Genomic DNA, 12,560 nt, shown 5'->3' on the forward strand with positions numbered 1-12,560 from the left:
AGACCAACGCCTCCGGAAGCCCCGCCGAACGCCGCGACGACCTCGCGACCTGCGGACCTTCGCCCGTCTGATGCAATTCCTGAGGGTTGACGTAGTGCTCGGCCATGCGGTCGCTGACGTGGCCGAGGTAGCGCCGGATGTGGGCCAGGCTCGCGCCGGCGCGCAGCAGGTTGGTGGCCAGGGTGTGCCGGGCCTGGTGCGCGACGGCGGCACCGAGGTCGAGGCTGTCCACCCAGGCACGAAAGCTGGCCCAGAAGCAGGGGTAGGACAGGGACTTGTCCTCGTTGACGTTGCGCACGTCGCTGGGGAACAAGGCGATGATGGCCCGTTCCTGCGCGGTGGGCAGCCGCCCGTGCCGGTGCTCGAAGCGGGTCAGCGTCTTGCGGCGGCGCTGGTCGAGCCGGTCATAGAGGGCCTCGGGAATGCGGATTCCCTCGTTGTAGTTCCCGACCTTGGTCTGGTCGTGCCAGAGCATCGGCAGGCCCCGATAGCGGCCGATGCCAGTCCCATCGGAGCTCGAGGATCTCGCCGCACCGGCGTCCGGTGACGACGATGGCTTCCCAGACGTCGCGTAGTCCACGGCCGTTGAGGTCATAGTCCTGGCTGAACCGCTGGAGGTTGGCCTCATCGGCCAGAGCCCGGGCGACCTCGTCGGAGAACGGGCTGCGGGAGCGCTTGGTGCCGTCGCCCCCGTGTGGAATGGCGGTGATGAACCTCGGATCCAGGCCGAGTTGGCCTGCGGTGCCCGATTCCAGCGCGTCGAACAGCAGCTTGCGGACACCGTTGAACACAAAGCGGTGGGTGTTTTCGGTGACGGTGCCGGGTCGGCCGTCCCGATGGGCCAGCGCGATCGACGGCAGTCCGTGCCGGGCCCGGTGACGTTGGTCGGCCACGAAACGCTGCGCGTGTTCCTGGCGCAGTTGTGCGGGATCGTGGCCGCCATCGGGCGCGTCGATCTCCAGGAAGGCGCTGAGCTCGGCGCAGGCCCGGCGCATGTTGTCGAACGGGCCTCGGCTGCGGGGACACCGCGTTGAGCTCAGCCTGTTGGCGAGATGGTCCCAGAGCAGGTCGCGCAGCCAGCGCTGGGAGACGCTGGTGAGGTTGAAATGGCTCTGCGTGCGGTTGAACCGGCGGCCGAAGTGGTCGGTCTCGATGAAGCCGGCCTCCTTGGTGTCCTGCGGGCTGTAGTAGACGCAGCGCAGTCCGCAGACGATCTCGTAACAGATCATGCGGAGCATGGATTCGAGGTCTTTGCGGGTCAGGCCGTCAGCGCCGTGGGTGTCCAGCTCCAGCAGCGAGGTGAACCGGTGCTGGCGGGCGTGATTGGCCAGCCGCTGAACCCCGGTCAGATCCCAGGTGGACCTTCCCTTGATCTGGGTGTGGGCGAACAGGCCCCACTGGATCTCGGCTTTGACCAGGGCAGGAAGCCCGGTCAGGTTGATCACGCCGACGCGGACGATCGGCTCGGTGACCGCGCACCACCGCCGGAGCTGGACGTCGTCCTCATACGACTCAGCCTCCATGCGCCAGCGCTGCCTGTGCGGCAGGCACAGCCCCTTGGCCGAGTCCGCCAGATGGGGGCAGACCGTAACCCGGCAGCGGCCGAACCCGGTGTAGGCCGGCTGTCCGGTCGCCCAGGCCGCGAAATCGCTCGCACTTGCGCGTCGTGCTTTCCTCCAGCGCTGGTCGTGCGTGACGCAGAGCCGGGTTGTTCGCACGTGGGCCGGCCGCTCGGGGCAGATCAGGCAGAGCCCGGGATCTTGCCCCCAGCTTTGTGGCAGCGGCTGCGCACTTCGCCGGAACTCCGCCATGCTCGTCCCGGTCTCTTTGGCCTGTCCCCACTGTTCGATGTGGGTGAAGCACAAAGTGCCGCCCGGGCGCCGGGTCCGTTCGCAGTCCTGGACCATGCACTGCCAGGCGAAGGTCGGATGCTGCGGCGGGAGCACGATGACGTCATCCCGGAAGAGCGGTTCGACGTTCGGAGCGGTGAGCAGGGCGGTCAGCAGCTCAAGGCGGTCGCGCCGGACGCGGCTGCTGCCGTCGCTGGGCAGCAGCGTCAACGGGATCATGCCTGCTCGCCCCACACCGTGGTCAAGGCCGTCACGAAGGCCGGATCGTGGATGTCGACGTGCCCGTAGATCTGCTCGACCATGGTGGCCGAGGCCCAGCCCCCGGCGTCGCGGGCAATCAGGCTGTTGCCGCCGGAGGCGTCGAGCACGTCGGTGGCGAACTCGTGCCGGAAGGCGTGCGGCCGGACCCTCCCCAGCTCCAGGCTGATGCCGGCCAGCCGGAGCATCTTGCGGACGCCCGCGGTCGCCCATGGCTGCCCGCGGTGCGAGCCGTGCAACTGAACCAGCAGCATCCCGTGCTCAACGCCGCGCGGATACTCGGTGGTCATGTACTCGAAGTAGGTGTGCACCATCGCGGGACTGGCCCGTCGCACGGTACCGCCGCGTACGACGCCGTCTTGAATGTTCCAAGGACGCTTGGTCTTGACACGGGCTCGATTGGGGTTGTTCTCGCGATGGCAGATGTGCACGTGCGGCGTCCGGCACTCGCCGCAGGCAACGTCCTCGCGCAGGTGCAGGTCGACCAGGTGCAGCCCGCAGAGCTCGCCAACCCGGAAGCCTCCATCGGCCAGCCAGGTCACGGCCAGCCGGTCCCGTGCTGCCGACCGGGCCTCTATCAGGCGTTGGCGGGTTCCCTCGGGAAGGAGCTTCGGATGACGCAGCCGAACCGTCTTGGCGGGCGTGAGGGGGTTGGCCGGCATCGTCGTCAGCGTGTGCCCGAGGAAGGCGCGTCGCCGGTCGGCCTTGGTCGGCAGCCGGTCGCGCTTGAACTCCTCCGCCAGCTCCTGGTTGACGCCCCGCATGCCTTGGCAGAGGTAGAAGCCCTTCAAAGCGGCCGCTGTGGTCTCCAGACTGCTCTGACCATAAGGGCGCTTGCCGGTCCGCCACGGCCGACCGAACGGGCCGGCGTACTCGGCGCCGAGAGCCCCCATGTACCGCTGCAGGTCCCGCAGCGTCACCGTCTCCGGAGTGAGCCCTTCGAACTCCAGCCACCGCAGGTGGTCGACCAGCAGGTAGGCGTAGGCCCGGTCGGTGCCGCCCTCGCGAGTGCGCAGGAACCCATCCGCCGCCCGGTGCACCTCTCCGCCCGGCAGGACGATGGTGTACGTTCGCCGACCGTCGCCTCGTACTACTTCCTGAACCCGGACATCCCCGATGACCAGCCGACCAGCCATGCGTCCCCCGACGTGCTGCTGACGTCCCGAACATCCCGTCCGAGATCAGTTAAGGCGGACGCTATCCCTCACAGAGGGTGATCAACAAACGTCACACGCAGTGTTTGAGCTGGTCGGTTAAGTCGCCGATCGCGAACTGCGCCTTGGACACGGTGGCGACCAGCTCGCGGGTCTCGCTGACGAGCTGCTCATAGCGTTCGGCACTGACCCGGCCGATCTTGCTGTGGGCCGTGGCGGGATGATCCATCCCGGCTCCCTTCACGAGCGTCCCGGCTGTCCCGGAAACGACTGACCGTGAGTGCGCTCGCCATAGCAGCCCGTGACAATGGGCTGGTTATAGGACCGTTTCCCCCGCGCCATATCCGCCCGAAACCGGATCACTCAGCCGTTCGCGACTCCGTCACCGTGACGCCCTCACGAACGGCTCTCCGGCGCCGCCACGCCCGCGTACGACACCGCGCCGAACAGAAGATCGCAACAGCGCGCCCGCCGGTCCGCAGAACCCTCCAGCAGCAAGCGGCACAACCGCACGACTGCGCCGCACCCAGCGCCAATGCCGAGCCCGGCATGCCGTGCTGCAGAACGTGGCATCCGCCCGTAACCACCCCGGCAATTCCCGGCCGCAGCTCGGACAACACCGCCGTGTCACACACCCCATCATCCCGCAGGACAGTCAGAGCCGTCACCGGCGGTTGCCGCTCATCGCCGGAAGCTTCGCGACGACCTGCCCGGTGTGAGCGGGTGCGACGGCGGCACTGATGACGTTGGCCTGTTCGCGGGTGAGCCGGCCGACCGCCGCCAGTCCGGCCGCATGACCGTCAGATGCAAGGTTGGCGTACCAACACTCGACGAAAGGTCAGGAGGCGGTGGCGGCACGCTCGGCAGCGCTGCGCTCGACGCAGAACTCGTTGCCCTCGATGTCAGCAAGAGTGACCCAGCCGGAGCCGTCGGGGCGGCGGCGGTCGGCCACCAGAGCGGCACCGAGGGAGAGTAGGCGCTCGACTTCCTCGTCGCGAGTGCGGTCCGTGGGCTGGATGTCGAAGTGGAGCCGGTTCTTAACCGTCTTGCCCTCGGGGACGGCGACGAACAGGATCGCGATGCCCTCCGCCTCGACCAGAGCCTCGGGGTCACCGGGATGATCATCACTACTGAGCTTGGTATCCAGTACCTCCGCCCAGAACGTCCCGAGCCGGTAGGTGTCCGCACAGTCGATGGTCACATGGTGCACAAGAGAAGCCATGGCCGACATTATGCCTAGTGAGGCGTCCCAGATAGGCCCGTGCCCCCGTCAGGCCCGAACTCCAGCGGCAAGGCGCCGGGTCCGCCGCCCATCATCACGCAGAACCACCAGAGCCGTCACCGCAGCTCAGAGCTTGAGAAACAGGAACTGAGGTTTTTGTAGCGGTGGTGAAGTCGAGGAGTCGCGTGCCGGCCCCGGTCGAGGACGGCTCGGTCCGGTGCCAAGCGTCGCTCTGACCGAGAACGCCTGCTCACGACGGGGGTCGGCTCCGTACACCAGCTCAGGCGCCCTAGCCGCTCGCGAGGCCGGGGTGGCCGCCGTCGCCGTGCCCTGGGCACTGCCTGGGACCGGCTGGCCGTAGGGACCCTTGGGTTCCTGTGAACCCAAGGGTGCATAACCTCCCAGACCACCCCGACGGTCCAGCGTCAACCCTTGGGTTCGAGGGAACTCTGGGCTTTCAAGGGGCCCCACTCGGGTCCGCGTTACCAGCCGCAAAGTAACGCCGTGTGACTGCCGCCGTGCGGTTTGGCCACTGACTCCTTCGCGAGCCGGGCCGCAAATTAGCCAAATGTTATGTCTCTGGCACGTTGCGTCGCCATCACAGATGCGGCATACCGGGCGGTAGCCGAGCGGTTACAATATGTTTCTCCTGACCCTTGTTGGAGGTCCGGGAGAAAGGTTGTGGGACATGCGGCGCGAATGGGAGTTAGAGGACCTGATCGAGTGCTGGACGCTGGATGAGGAGGAGTTCGCGCTGCTGGCGAACAATCCGGGGCGACGCGGCTCGGCTTCGTTATCTTGAGCCCTCAAGTCTCTGACATGTACGACCTGCGCTAACTCCTTCCCGATCATCGTGCTGGATGCGATTACCTTCCGCTGTCCAGCACGGAAGCGGGGGATTCGATGCGCGTACAACGAGTACTCATGCCGGACTCGGAGGCGGAGTCATGGACTCTGCTCGGGAACGAACACGTCCCGGTCGAGCCGGTCGAGCAGTTCCTGGCCTGACCTCGATCGAGAGGTCGCCGAACACGGTCAAGGCCTACGCTCACGATCTGAAGGACTGGTTCGTCTACCTGATCGGCCGCGACCTCAACTGGAAGACCGCCACGCTGGAGGACGCGGCCGGGTTCGTGGCCTGGCTGCGGCTGCCGCCCGAGGCTCGCCATGGCAAGGTCACCGTGCTGCCCACGGTTGATCACCACTGCTCGGCGGCGAGCGTGAACCGCAAGCTGGCCGCCCTGACCTCCTTCTGCGAGTTCCACGCCCGGCACAGCGTCGAGCTGGCCGGTCTCCTGGTCACTAACCTCCCGGCAGGGCATCGACGCGGATCGGCAGCGACTTCCTACAAGCCGTTCCTGCACCACGTCACCAAGCACATAGCTGAGCGAAGGCGGACCATCAAGCTGAGAGCCTCGCGGCCGCGGCCCCACGTGCTGACGTCTGCCGAGGCCCAGGCCATCCTGGATGCCTGCGATCATCTGCGGGATCGCCTCGTCTTCGGCATTTTGCTGGACTGCGGCGTTCGCATCGGCGAGGCCCTGGCCTGCGGCACGAGGACATGGACATCGCCGGCCGCGCCGTGACCGTCACACCGCGCCTCAACGACAGCGTTCTTGCGAGCTGGGCCGGCGTGGTCGATCAGGCGCTGGCGGTCGAGGGTGATGCCCGTTGTTGTGGTATTCAAGGTCGGGGTGTAGTAGCGGTCCACGATCGTGGCCGGGTCCTCCTCACCGAAGGCCAGCTCGTACGGCAGGCGCGTCAGAAAGGCGTGGAAGTCGGGCATCAGACCACCTCGAACGTGCTCATCATGGCCATGTCCTCGTGTTCGAGGTTGTGGCAGTGCAGGACGTAGCGGCCCCGGTAGCCGGTGAAGCGGGTGATGATCTCCACGGTCTGCGCCTCCCGCAGTTCGACGGTGTCCTTCCACTCCGGCGGCCCGCTCGGACGCTCGCCGCCGGCCGACAGCACCTGGAAGGGCGTCAGGTGCAGGTGCACGGGGTGGGCGACGTCGCTGGTCAGCCGCCAGATCTCGACCTGGCCGAGCTTGGGCCGGGCATCGGCGCGACGGGCGTCGAAGGGTTTGCCGTTGATCAGCCAACCGGTGTGGCCGTGCAGGTCGCCGCTGCTGAACTCGAAGTCACGGGTCACCGCGGCCTTGACCGGGTCGAGACGTTCGATGCGAGACAGCGTCGTCGGGATAGCCGAGTCGTCGCGGGCGTCCCGCTCGACGGTGAAGCGCATCACCCGGGCCTGAGCCCCCTCGGCGGCGAGGTTGCGCAGTTCGACCTGGTCGCCCACGCGGTAGGCGGCGAAGTCGGCGATCACGTCCGCGCGCTCGCCCGGCGCCAGCCGTACCCGATTGAGCGGCTGCGGCACGGCCAGCAGGCCGCCGTCGCTGCCGATCCGCACCAGCATGCCGCCGGGCGACAGGGCCAGCTCGTAGGTGCGGGCGTTGGAGCCATTGAGCAGCCGCAGCCGATAGCGGGCGCGGTCCACCCCAAACTGTGGCCAGGGCGCGCCGTTGACCAGGATGACATCGCCCAGCACGCCGCCCATGAACGCCTCCCGGGCGCCGGGGCCGTCGTGCCGGACCGGGTAGGGCATGGTGCCGTCGGCGTGGAACGACCGGTCGCAGATCATCAGCGGCACGTCACGCTCTCCCGACGGAAGCGGCAGCGCCTCCTCCTCGTCGTCGCCGACCAGGAAAAACCCGGCAAGGCCGCGCCAGACCTGCGGCCCGGTGTAATCCATGCGGTGGTCGTGGTACCAGAGCGTGGCCGCGCGTTGCTCCAGCGGGAAGACGTAGTCGCGGTGGGTGCCCGGCTGGACCAGGTCGGTGGGGTAGCCGTCGGACTCCGGCGGGGTATGCCCGCCGTGCAGGTGGGTGACGGTCGGTACGCCCAGGCTGTTGGTGACGCGCACGACGGTCCGGCGGCCGCTGCGCGCGCGGATGGTGGGTCCGGGGAACTGCCCGTCGTACCCCCAGATCGGGGTGCGCAGGCCGGGCAGGATCTCCACCTCCGCCGCTCGCTGGACGAGCTCGTAGTAGTCGGTGGTCGTGTCTGTCTTGTGCGGCTTGGCCACCGCCGGCAACGGGAGCGGCACCGTGTACGGCTTGGGCGGCGGCGCGTTGCCGGCCAGGAGCTGGGGCAGCGGGGTACGGCCGAGCAGCGAGCAGCCCGAGATGCTCAGCGTCGCGCCCATGCCGAGCAGCTGCAGCGCCTGCCGTCTGGTCATCGTCATGCTGACGCCGTCTGGGTGCGGCTGACGGACCAGGTCCGTGCCAGCTGCACCATGCTCACGCCGAACATCAGCACGCCGAGCGGCACATGCAGGGTCTTCAGGTGGGCCATGCCCAGCGCCATCTGCGCCAGCGTCATCACCACCATGCCGGCGGCAGGCAGAATGACGCTCAACCGTCGAGCCAGCAGGGCGGCGACCAGGTGCAGCAGCACGGTGACCATCACACCGATGGCCATGGTGCTGTGCGCCATCCGGCCACTGGGCGAGGCCAGCAGCAGCCCGGCGGTGACCGCCTGCAGCAGCAGGGCGACGGTTTGTGCGGTGATTGCGATACGCAAGAACATGATTCTTCCTTTGCGGGTAGGGGGCAGTGATTGCCGAGGGTGCCGGTGTTCATGCCGAACTCGCGGGCCACCTCGGCCAGTGCGGGAACCCGCCGCAGGTTCCCGCACCGCGGTTCGGCGAGACGTCAGACTCCGGCCTGTTCCTCGATCCTGGCCGGTGCGGCCGGGGTCGGCTTCGGTGCCCGGCGTGCGGGCATCCACCAGTTGGCCTTGCCGCACAGTTCCATCACTGCGGGGACGAGGATCATCCGGACGATGGTGGCGTCGATGAGCACGGCGACGGCCATGCCCAGGCCGCCCTGTTTGACCGCGATGTCAGGACCGAGCAGCGAGGTGGTGAAGACGGCGACCATGATGGCGGCTGCGGCCGTGATGACCTTGGCCGTCCGCGCCAGCCCTCGGGCAACGGCCGTGCGGGTGTCGCCGGTTCGCTCGTATTCCTCCCGGATCCGTGAGATCAGGAAGACCTGGTAGTCCATCGACAGGCCGAACAGGACCGGGAACATCATCATCGGGACCCAGGTCGTGACCGGCATGGCGGCGGGAAAACCGAGGGCGGGCCCGAGCCAGCCCCACTGCACGACCGCGACGATAACGCCGTAAGCGGCGCCGATGGACAGCAGGTTCATGACCGCGGCCTGCAGCGCGATCGTCACCGACCGGACCAGCGCGATCAGCAGCACCATGGAGATCGCGATGACGACCGCGATCATCAGCGGCAGGCGTGAGCCGGACTCCTCCGCCGAGTCGATGGTGGCGGCGTTCGGGCCGCCGATGAGGACATCCCGGCCGCCGGGCGCGTTGGGCAGCACGGTGTCGCGGAGCTTGTGCACCAGGTTCGCGGTCGCCTCATCCTGGTACCCGGTCGTCGGGAAGGCGATGAAGGTGGCGGCCTGCCCGTCCTTACTGACCCGGGGTGGTGTGGCGTAGGCGATGCCGTCGGTGCCGCGGACCGCTTCGACGACGGGACGCAGGTCGGCGCCGGTGGAGTCGACCGGAGTGGTGAAGATCAGCGGTGCGCCGTAGCCGGGGCCGAAGCCTTCGGAGAGGATCTCGTAGGAGATGTAGCTGCTCCGGTCGTGGGGCTGAACGCTGGCGTCAGGCTGGCTCAGCCGCATGGACAGGGTGGGAGCGGCCAGCACCAGCAGAACCGCACCGGCCAGCGTCGCGGCGATCAGCGGCCTGCGCTGCACCATGCCGGACCATCGCTCGGCGGGCGTAGCGTGCTGCTGGGACGGAACGCCGGCGGACTGCTTTCCGCGGGGCGCGCGACGGGGCAGGCGCAGCGAGTTGATCTTGTAGCCGGTGAAGCCCAGGAACGCGGGTAGCAGGGTCAGCGCGGCGATCATCGTCACCAGCACGATCACCGACGTGGCAACGGCCACCCCGGCCATCAACCGCTGTCCCATGACGAACAAGCCCAGCAACGCGATCACGACGGTGACTCCGGCGAACAGCACCGCGTGACCGGCCGTGGCGATGGCCTTGACCGTGGCCCGCTCGGGGTCATCGCCTTCCTGCAGGCTGTCCTTGTAGCGGGTCACGATGAACAGGGCGTAGTCGATGCCGACGCCGAGCCCGATCATCGCGCCGAAGGCCACGGTGAAATCCGGCCCGGGAACCAGGTACCCGACCAGCTTCACCAGCGCGAGGCCGGCCACGATCGCCAGGAGGGCGGTCACGATCGGCAAGCCCATGGCCACCAGCGAGCCGAAGGCGATGAACAAGATCACCGCTGCCGCCAGGAGGCCAACGCTTTCGGCCGGACCCTGCGGGGGCGTCTCCCCCTTTTCCGCCATGTACCCACCCAGACCAAGCGTGACGGTGTAGTCGGAGGCGTCCTTGACCAGGTCCACCAGGGGCTTGACCTCGGCCTTCTCCACCTCCTTGTCTCTCAGCGGGATGGTCGTGCGGGCGATCCGACGGTCCGCTGTCACCAGGTTCTTGTCGTCATACGGCGAAGTCACCGGTCCGGTGACAGGAGAGTCGGCGAGCCCGGCGAGGACCTTCTCGATTTTCTGCCGGGCGGCGGGAGCGTCGATTCCCTTTTCCGCCTTGATCGCGAGGGTCAGCGTGTCGCCTTGCTGCTCAGGGAAATGCCGCTCGATCAACTCCTGCGCCTTGGCGGATTCGGAATTTCCGCCGGTGAAGTCATTGTCGGGGGCTGCGCCGTACCCGAATCCGACAAACGCCACGGCGATCACGCCGACGATCCAGGTGAGCAGGACCAGACGGCGGCGCCGGAAACAGAACCGGGCCAGCCTCGCCAGCGCCCCATCAGGGTTTGAATTCTCGGTTCTCAACCCTTCTCCTCAAGTCGTTTTCATTCATGGGGGCAGCTCAGGTGATCGTGACCTGGCCGTCGATGACCTTTACTGGGATTTCGATCAGCGGGGCGCGCGCCGGCCCTCCGGTCACCTGTCCGTTCGCATCGAAGGTGGAGCCGTGGCAAGGGCAACGAAATCCGGGGCCGACGTAGGAGATGGGGCAACCCTGATGGGTGCAGGTGGCGTTGAACGCCAGGAACGTGTCCGGGGTTGGGCGCAGGAGATAGGCGGGTGCCCCGTTCGGCGCGGTGAAGCGTTTCGCTGATCCGGCGGCGATGTCGGCGGCGGCTGCGATCACCGGCCCTGGGCTGGCCGAGTCCTTCGGGGAGGTCTCGGGGCGCCGTGCGAGTGCAAGCGCGCTCCCCGCGACCACGCCGGCAGCAGCAGTCGCCGCCGCGATCAGACCGCCCCGTAGCGCGGTGCGGCGCTTGATGTCGTCCTGTACGGCTATCGCCTCATCCGGCGTGCTGCGCGTCGGCAGACCGAGTTTGTGACGCACCCTCACACGCAGCCAGGCGGTCAATGACAACACCTCGGAGTCGCCCGCTATCAACAGCGGAGTCCATGAGAAAGCGAAAACAATGTCGGCCCCGTAATAGAACGGCCGGGTCGTCCAGCTCACCGTCAGGAAGAAGCAGACCGACAGGAGGACACCACCGAGGGCGGCGAGCCGGGTGAACAGTCCGAGGAGGACACCGAGCCCGACCGCGATCTCCCCGAAAGCGATCGTCAGGCCGGTGACGATCGAGTAGTCGGCTGCCAGCGATACCAGTGGGCCGATCGGGGAGATCTCGGCGGCGTCCAGCATCAAGGCGCGGACTCCGAGCGGCGCGGTGTCATCCAAGTAGTGCGTGTCGAAGAGCTTGGAAAGACCGGCGTACACCAGGGTGCCACCGAGAAAGGCGCGCAGCGGCAGCAGCGCCCAGCGCGGTGGCTGCCTCGGGGAATCCCCGCGCATCATGCTCATGTGGTGGCTGAGGTGATCAGGAAGCCGGTGCACATTTCATCGCTTGAGCCGTCGCCCCAGACCACGTATCGCGGTGGGAGCTTGCTCAGCGCCGGGACCTGCCGCCGCAGGGTCGCGTCGTGGGTACAGGTGACCCGCAGCGTGTCTCCTGGCTTGACGTCGACAGGAGTGGGCAATGGCTGGGTTTTCTGATTGTCGAAGTCGAAGACGGGGACGTCGAGCAAGGTCTGGGCCCCGGCGGTGCCGGGATTGAGTTCGACCTTGATCGAGCGCCCGAGCATGTGCATGTGTCCCAATGCCGCGTACACCGTCATGGGCTGCCGCATCGGATAGTCGCAGCGCTGGGTGTTGCCGGGCGCCGGCTTGCCGTTGCCGCACAGTTGCAGCAGTTGCTGCGCGATACCCCCGACTCTGTCGCCGAAGCGCTTGCTGACATCCGCGACCGACGCGGCGCGGTCGCACAGCGCACCGGACTCCCCACTGGCGCAGGGCAGTTCGATCGGCGCCTGCAGGGGGAGAGTGCGCAGCGGCTGGGTGGCCGCTGTGCCGTCCGTCAGCCGCAACCGGACGCTGGGCCGGTCCGTCTCACCCGTGCGGCCGTCGGTGGCCAGCAGGTTGTAATGGGCCTGCACGACGATCAGGCTGCCGGGCTTGACAGGGAAGCCGACATCCTGCTTGAGAACGGACTCCGTGCCGTTGGGGGTCCAGGCGCTGGCATAGGTCCCCGCTACCCGGCCCAGCCCGGTGTCGCCGAAACAGGTCCAGCCCGGGCCCGGCGTCTCGGCGTCCTTGGCGTGCGCCTGTGTCGCGGCCTCGGGCGCGATCACCTGGACGACCGCGTGGTGCACGATCTTCGCGTTCTGGGGCTGGAACAGGGCGCCGGTCAGGAACATCGGCTTGGCCACCTGTGGATCGATCAGCAGGCACCGATAGTCATCGGTGCCGCCGTTGGGGGCCGACGGGGCATAGGACTCCGGCATGGTCAGGTTGACGAACCGCTCGCCGGTTCGCAGCGGCTGCGATGCCACGGGCGAGGAGGCGCCATGGCCGGTGTGCGGCCCGTCCGCCACAGAATCCGCGGAGTCCGCCCCGCAGGCGGTGAGTCCCACCATCATGGCCACCGAACACGCTGCCAGGGCAGTCGTTCGCCGGTGTCTCATCCGTTTCGTCATGATGACCTTTCGCGTCTGGC

General features: G+C 67.8%; 11 protein-coding genes. 1 reads left to right on the top strand and 10 read right to left on the bottom strand.

What is annotated here, in order from left to right; all coding sequences use genetic code 11:
- The 5 genes from AB0J09_RS21220 to AB0J09_RS21240 form a co-directional block, all read right to left on the bottom strand.
- Positions 1-475 (bottom strand): site-specific integrase (locus tag AB0J09_RS21220; RefSeq protein WP_360693458.1); only part of this gene is annotated, 475 nt, incomplete at its 3' end.
- On the bottom strand, positions 405-2,069 hold the full coding sequence (locus tag AB0J09_RS21225) for a hypothetical protein (protein ID WP_360693461.1): 1,665 nt from the start codon (positions 2,067-2,069) through the stop codon (positions 405-407). The genes AB0J09_RS21220 and AB0J09_RS21225, both read right to left, overlap by 71 nt.
- Complete coding sequence (locus AB0J09_RS21230; protein ID WP_360693464.1) at positions 2,066-3,244, bottom strand: tyrosine-type recombinase/integrase; 1,179 nt, start codon at positions 3,242-3,244, stop codon at positions 2,066-2,068. Before AB0J09_RS21230 ends, AB0J09_RS21225 begins: the two co-directional genes overlap by 4 nt.
- Positions 3,245-3,335: 91 nt before the next feature.
- The gene (locus AB0J09_RS21235) at positions 3,336-3,491 is read right to left on the bottom strand and encodes a hypothetical protein (RefSeq protein ID WP_360693467.1); all 156 of its coding nucleotides are present in this window, start codon (positions 3,489-3,491) and stop codon (positions 3,336-3,338) included.
- Positions 3,492-4,100: 609 nt separating this feature from the next.
- A complete protein-coding gene (locus AB0J09_RS21240) occupies positions 4,101-4,493 on the bottom strand; it encodes a VOC family protein (RefSeq protein WP_360693470.1) in 393 nt (130 codons plus the stop codon).
- Positions 4,494-5,431: 938 nt separating this feature from the next.
- Here AB0J09_RS21240 and AB0J09_RS21245 point away from each other — a divergent pair.
- Positions 5,432-6,070, top strand: coding sequence for a site-specific integrase (locus AB0J09_RS21245; RefSeq protein WP_360693473.1), 639 nt, complete (start codon positions 5,432-5,434; stop codon positions 6,068-6,070).
- Between the two features lie 199 nt (positions 6,071-6,269).
- Here AB0J09_RS21245 and AB0J09_RS21250 read toward each other — a convergent pair whose 3' ends face one another.
- From AB0J09_RS21250 to AB0J09_RS21270, 5 genes are all read right to left on the bottom strand, one after another.
- Positions 6,270-7,730, bottom strand: coding sequence for a multicopper oxidase domain-containing protein (locus AB0J09_RS21250; protein WP_360693476.1), 1,461 nt, complete (start codon positions 7,728-7,730; stop codon positions 6,270-6,272).
- A complete protein-coding gene (locus AB0J09_RS21255; protein ID WP_360693479.1) occupies positions 7,727-8,074 on the bottom strand; it encodes a hypothetical protein in 348 nt (115 codons plus the stop codon). The genes AB0J09_RS21250 and AB0J09_RS21255 overlap by 4 nt, the downstream gene beginning before the upstream one ends.
- A 125-nt stretch (positions 8,075-8,199) precedes the next feature.
- Positions 8,200-10,377, bottom strand: coding sequence for an MMPL family transporter (locus AB0J09_RS21260; RefSeq protein ID WP_360693482.1), 2,178 nt, complete (start codon positions 10,375-10,377; stop codon positions 8,200-8,202).
- A 37-nt stretch (positions 10,378-10,414) separates the two neighbouring features.
- Positions 10,415-11,368, bottom strand: a complete 954-nt coding sequence (locus AB0J09_RS21265) for a Rieske 2Fe-2S domain-containing protein (RefSeq protein WP_360693485.1) — start codon at positions 11,366-11,368, stop codon at positions 10,415-10,417.
- Positions 11,365-12,396, bottom strand: a complete 1,032-nt coding sequence (locus tag AB0J09_RS21270) for a monooxygenase (RefSeq protein WP_360693487.1) — start codon at positions 12,394-12,396, stop codon at positions 11,365-11,367. The genes AB0J09_RS21265 and AB0J09_RS21270 overlap by 4 nt, the downstream gene beginning before the upstream one ends.
- Positions 12,397-12,560 lie beyond the last annotated feature (164 nt).

Origin of the sequence: Nonomuraea sp. NPDC049784, assembly GCF_040659615.1 — a bacterium.
Classification (GTDB): Bacteria; Actinomycetota; Actinomycetes; order Streptosporangiales; family Streptosporangiaceae; genus Nonomuraea.

Bases quoted from the DNA above. Each gene is read 5' to 3' on its own strand.
- AB0J09_RS21255 (WP_360693479.1), bottom strand. From the start codon at position 8,074: ATGTTCTTGCGTATCGCAATCACCGCACAAACCGTCGCCCTGCTGCTG.
- AB0J09_RS21225 (WP_360693461.1), bottom strand. From the start codon at position 2,069: ATGATCCCGTTGACGCTGCTGCCCAGCGACGGCAGCAGCCGCGTCCGG.
- AB0J09_RS21240 (WP_360693470.1), bottom strand. From the start codon at position 4,493: ATGTCGGCCATGGCTTCTCTTGTGCACCATGTGACCATCGACTGTGCG.
- AB0J09_RS21230 (WP_360693464.1), bottom strand. From the start codon at position 3,244: ATGGCTGGTCGGCTGGTCATCGGGGATGTCCGGGTTCAGGAAGTAGTA.
- AB0J09_RS21245 (WP_360693473.1), top strand. From the start codon at position 5,432: ATGGACTCTGCTCGGGAACGAACACGTCCCGGTCGAGCCGGTCGAGCA.
- AB0J09_RS21235 (WP_360693467.1), bottom strand. From the start codon at position 3,491: ATGGATCATCCCGCCACGGCCCACAGCAAGATCGGCCGGGTCAGTGCC.
- AB0J09_RS21265 (WP_360693485.1), bottom strand. From the start codon at position 11,368: ATGAGCATGATGCGCGGGGATTCCCCGAGGCAGCCACCGCGCTGGGCG.
- AB0J09_RS21250 (WP_360693476.1), bottom strand. From the start codon at position 7,730: ATGACGATGACCAGACGGCAGGCGCTGCAGCTGCTCGGCATGGGCGCG.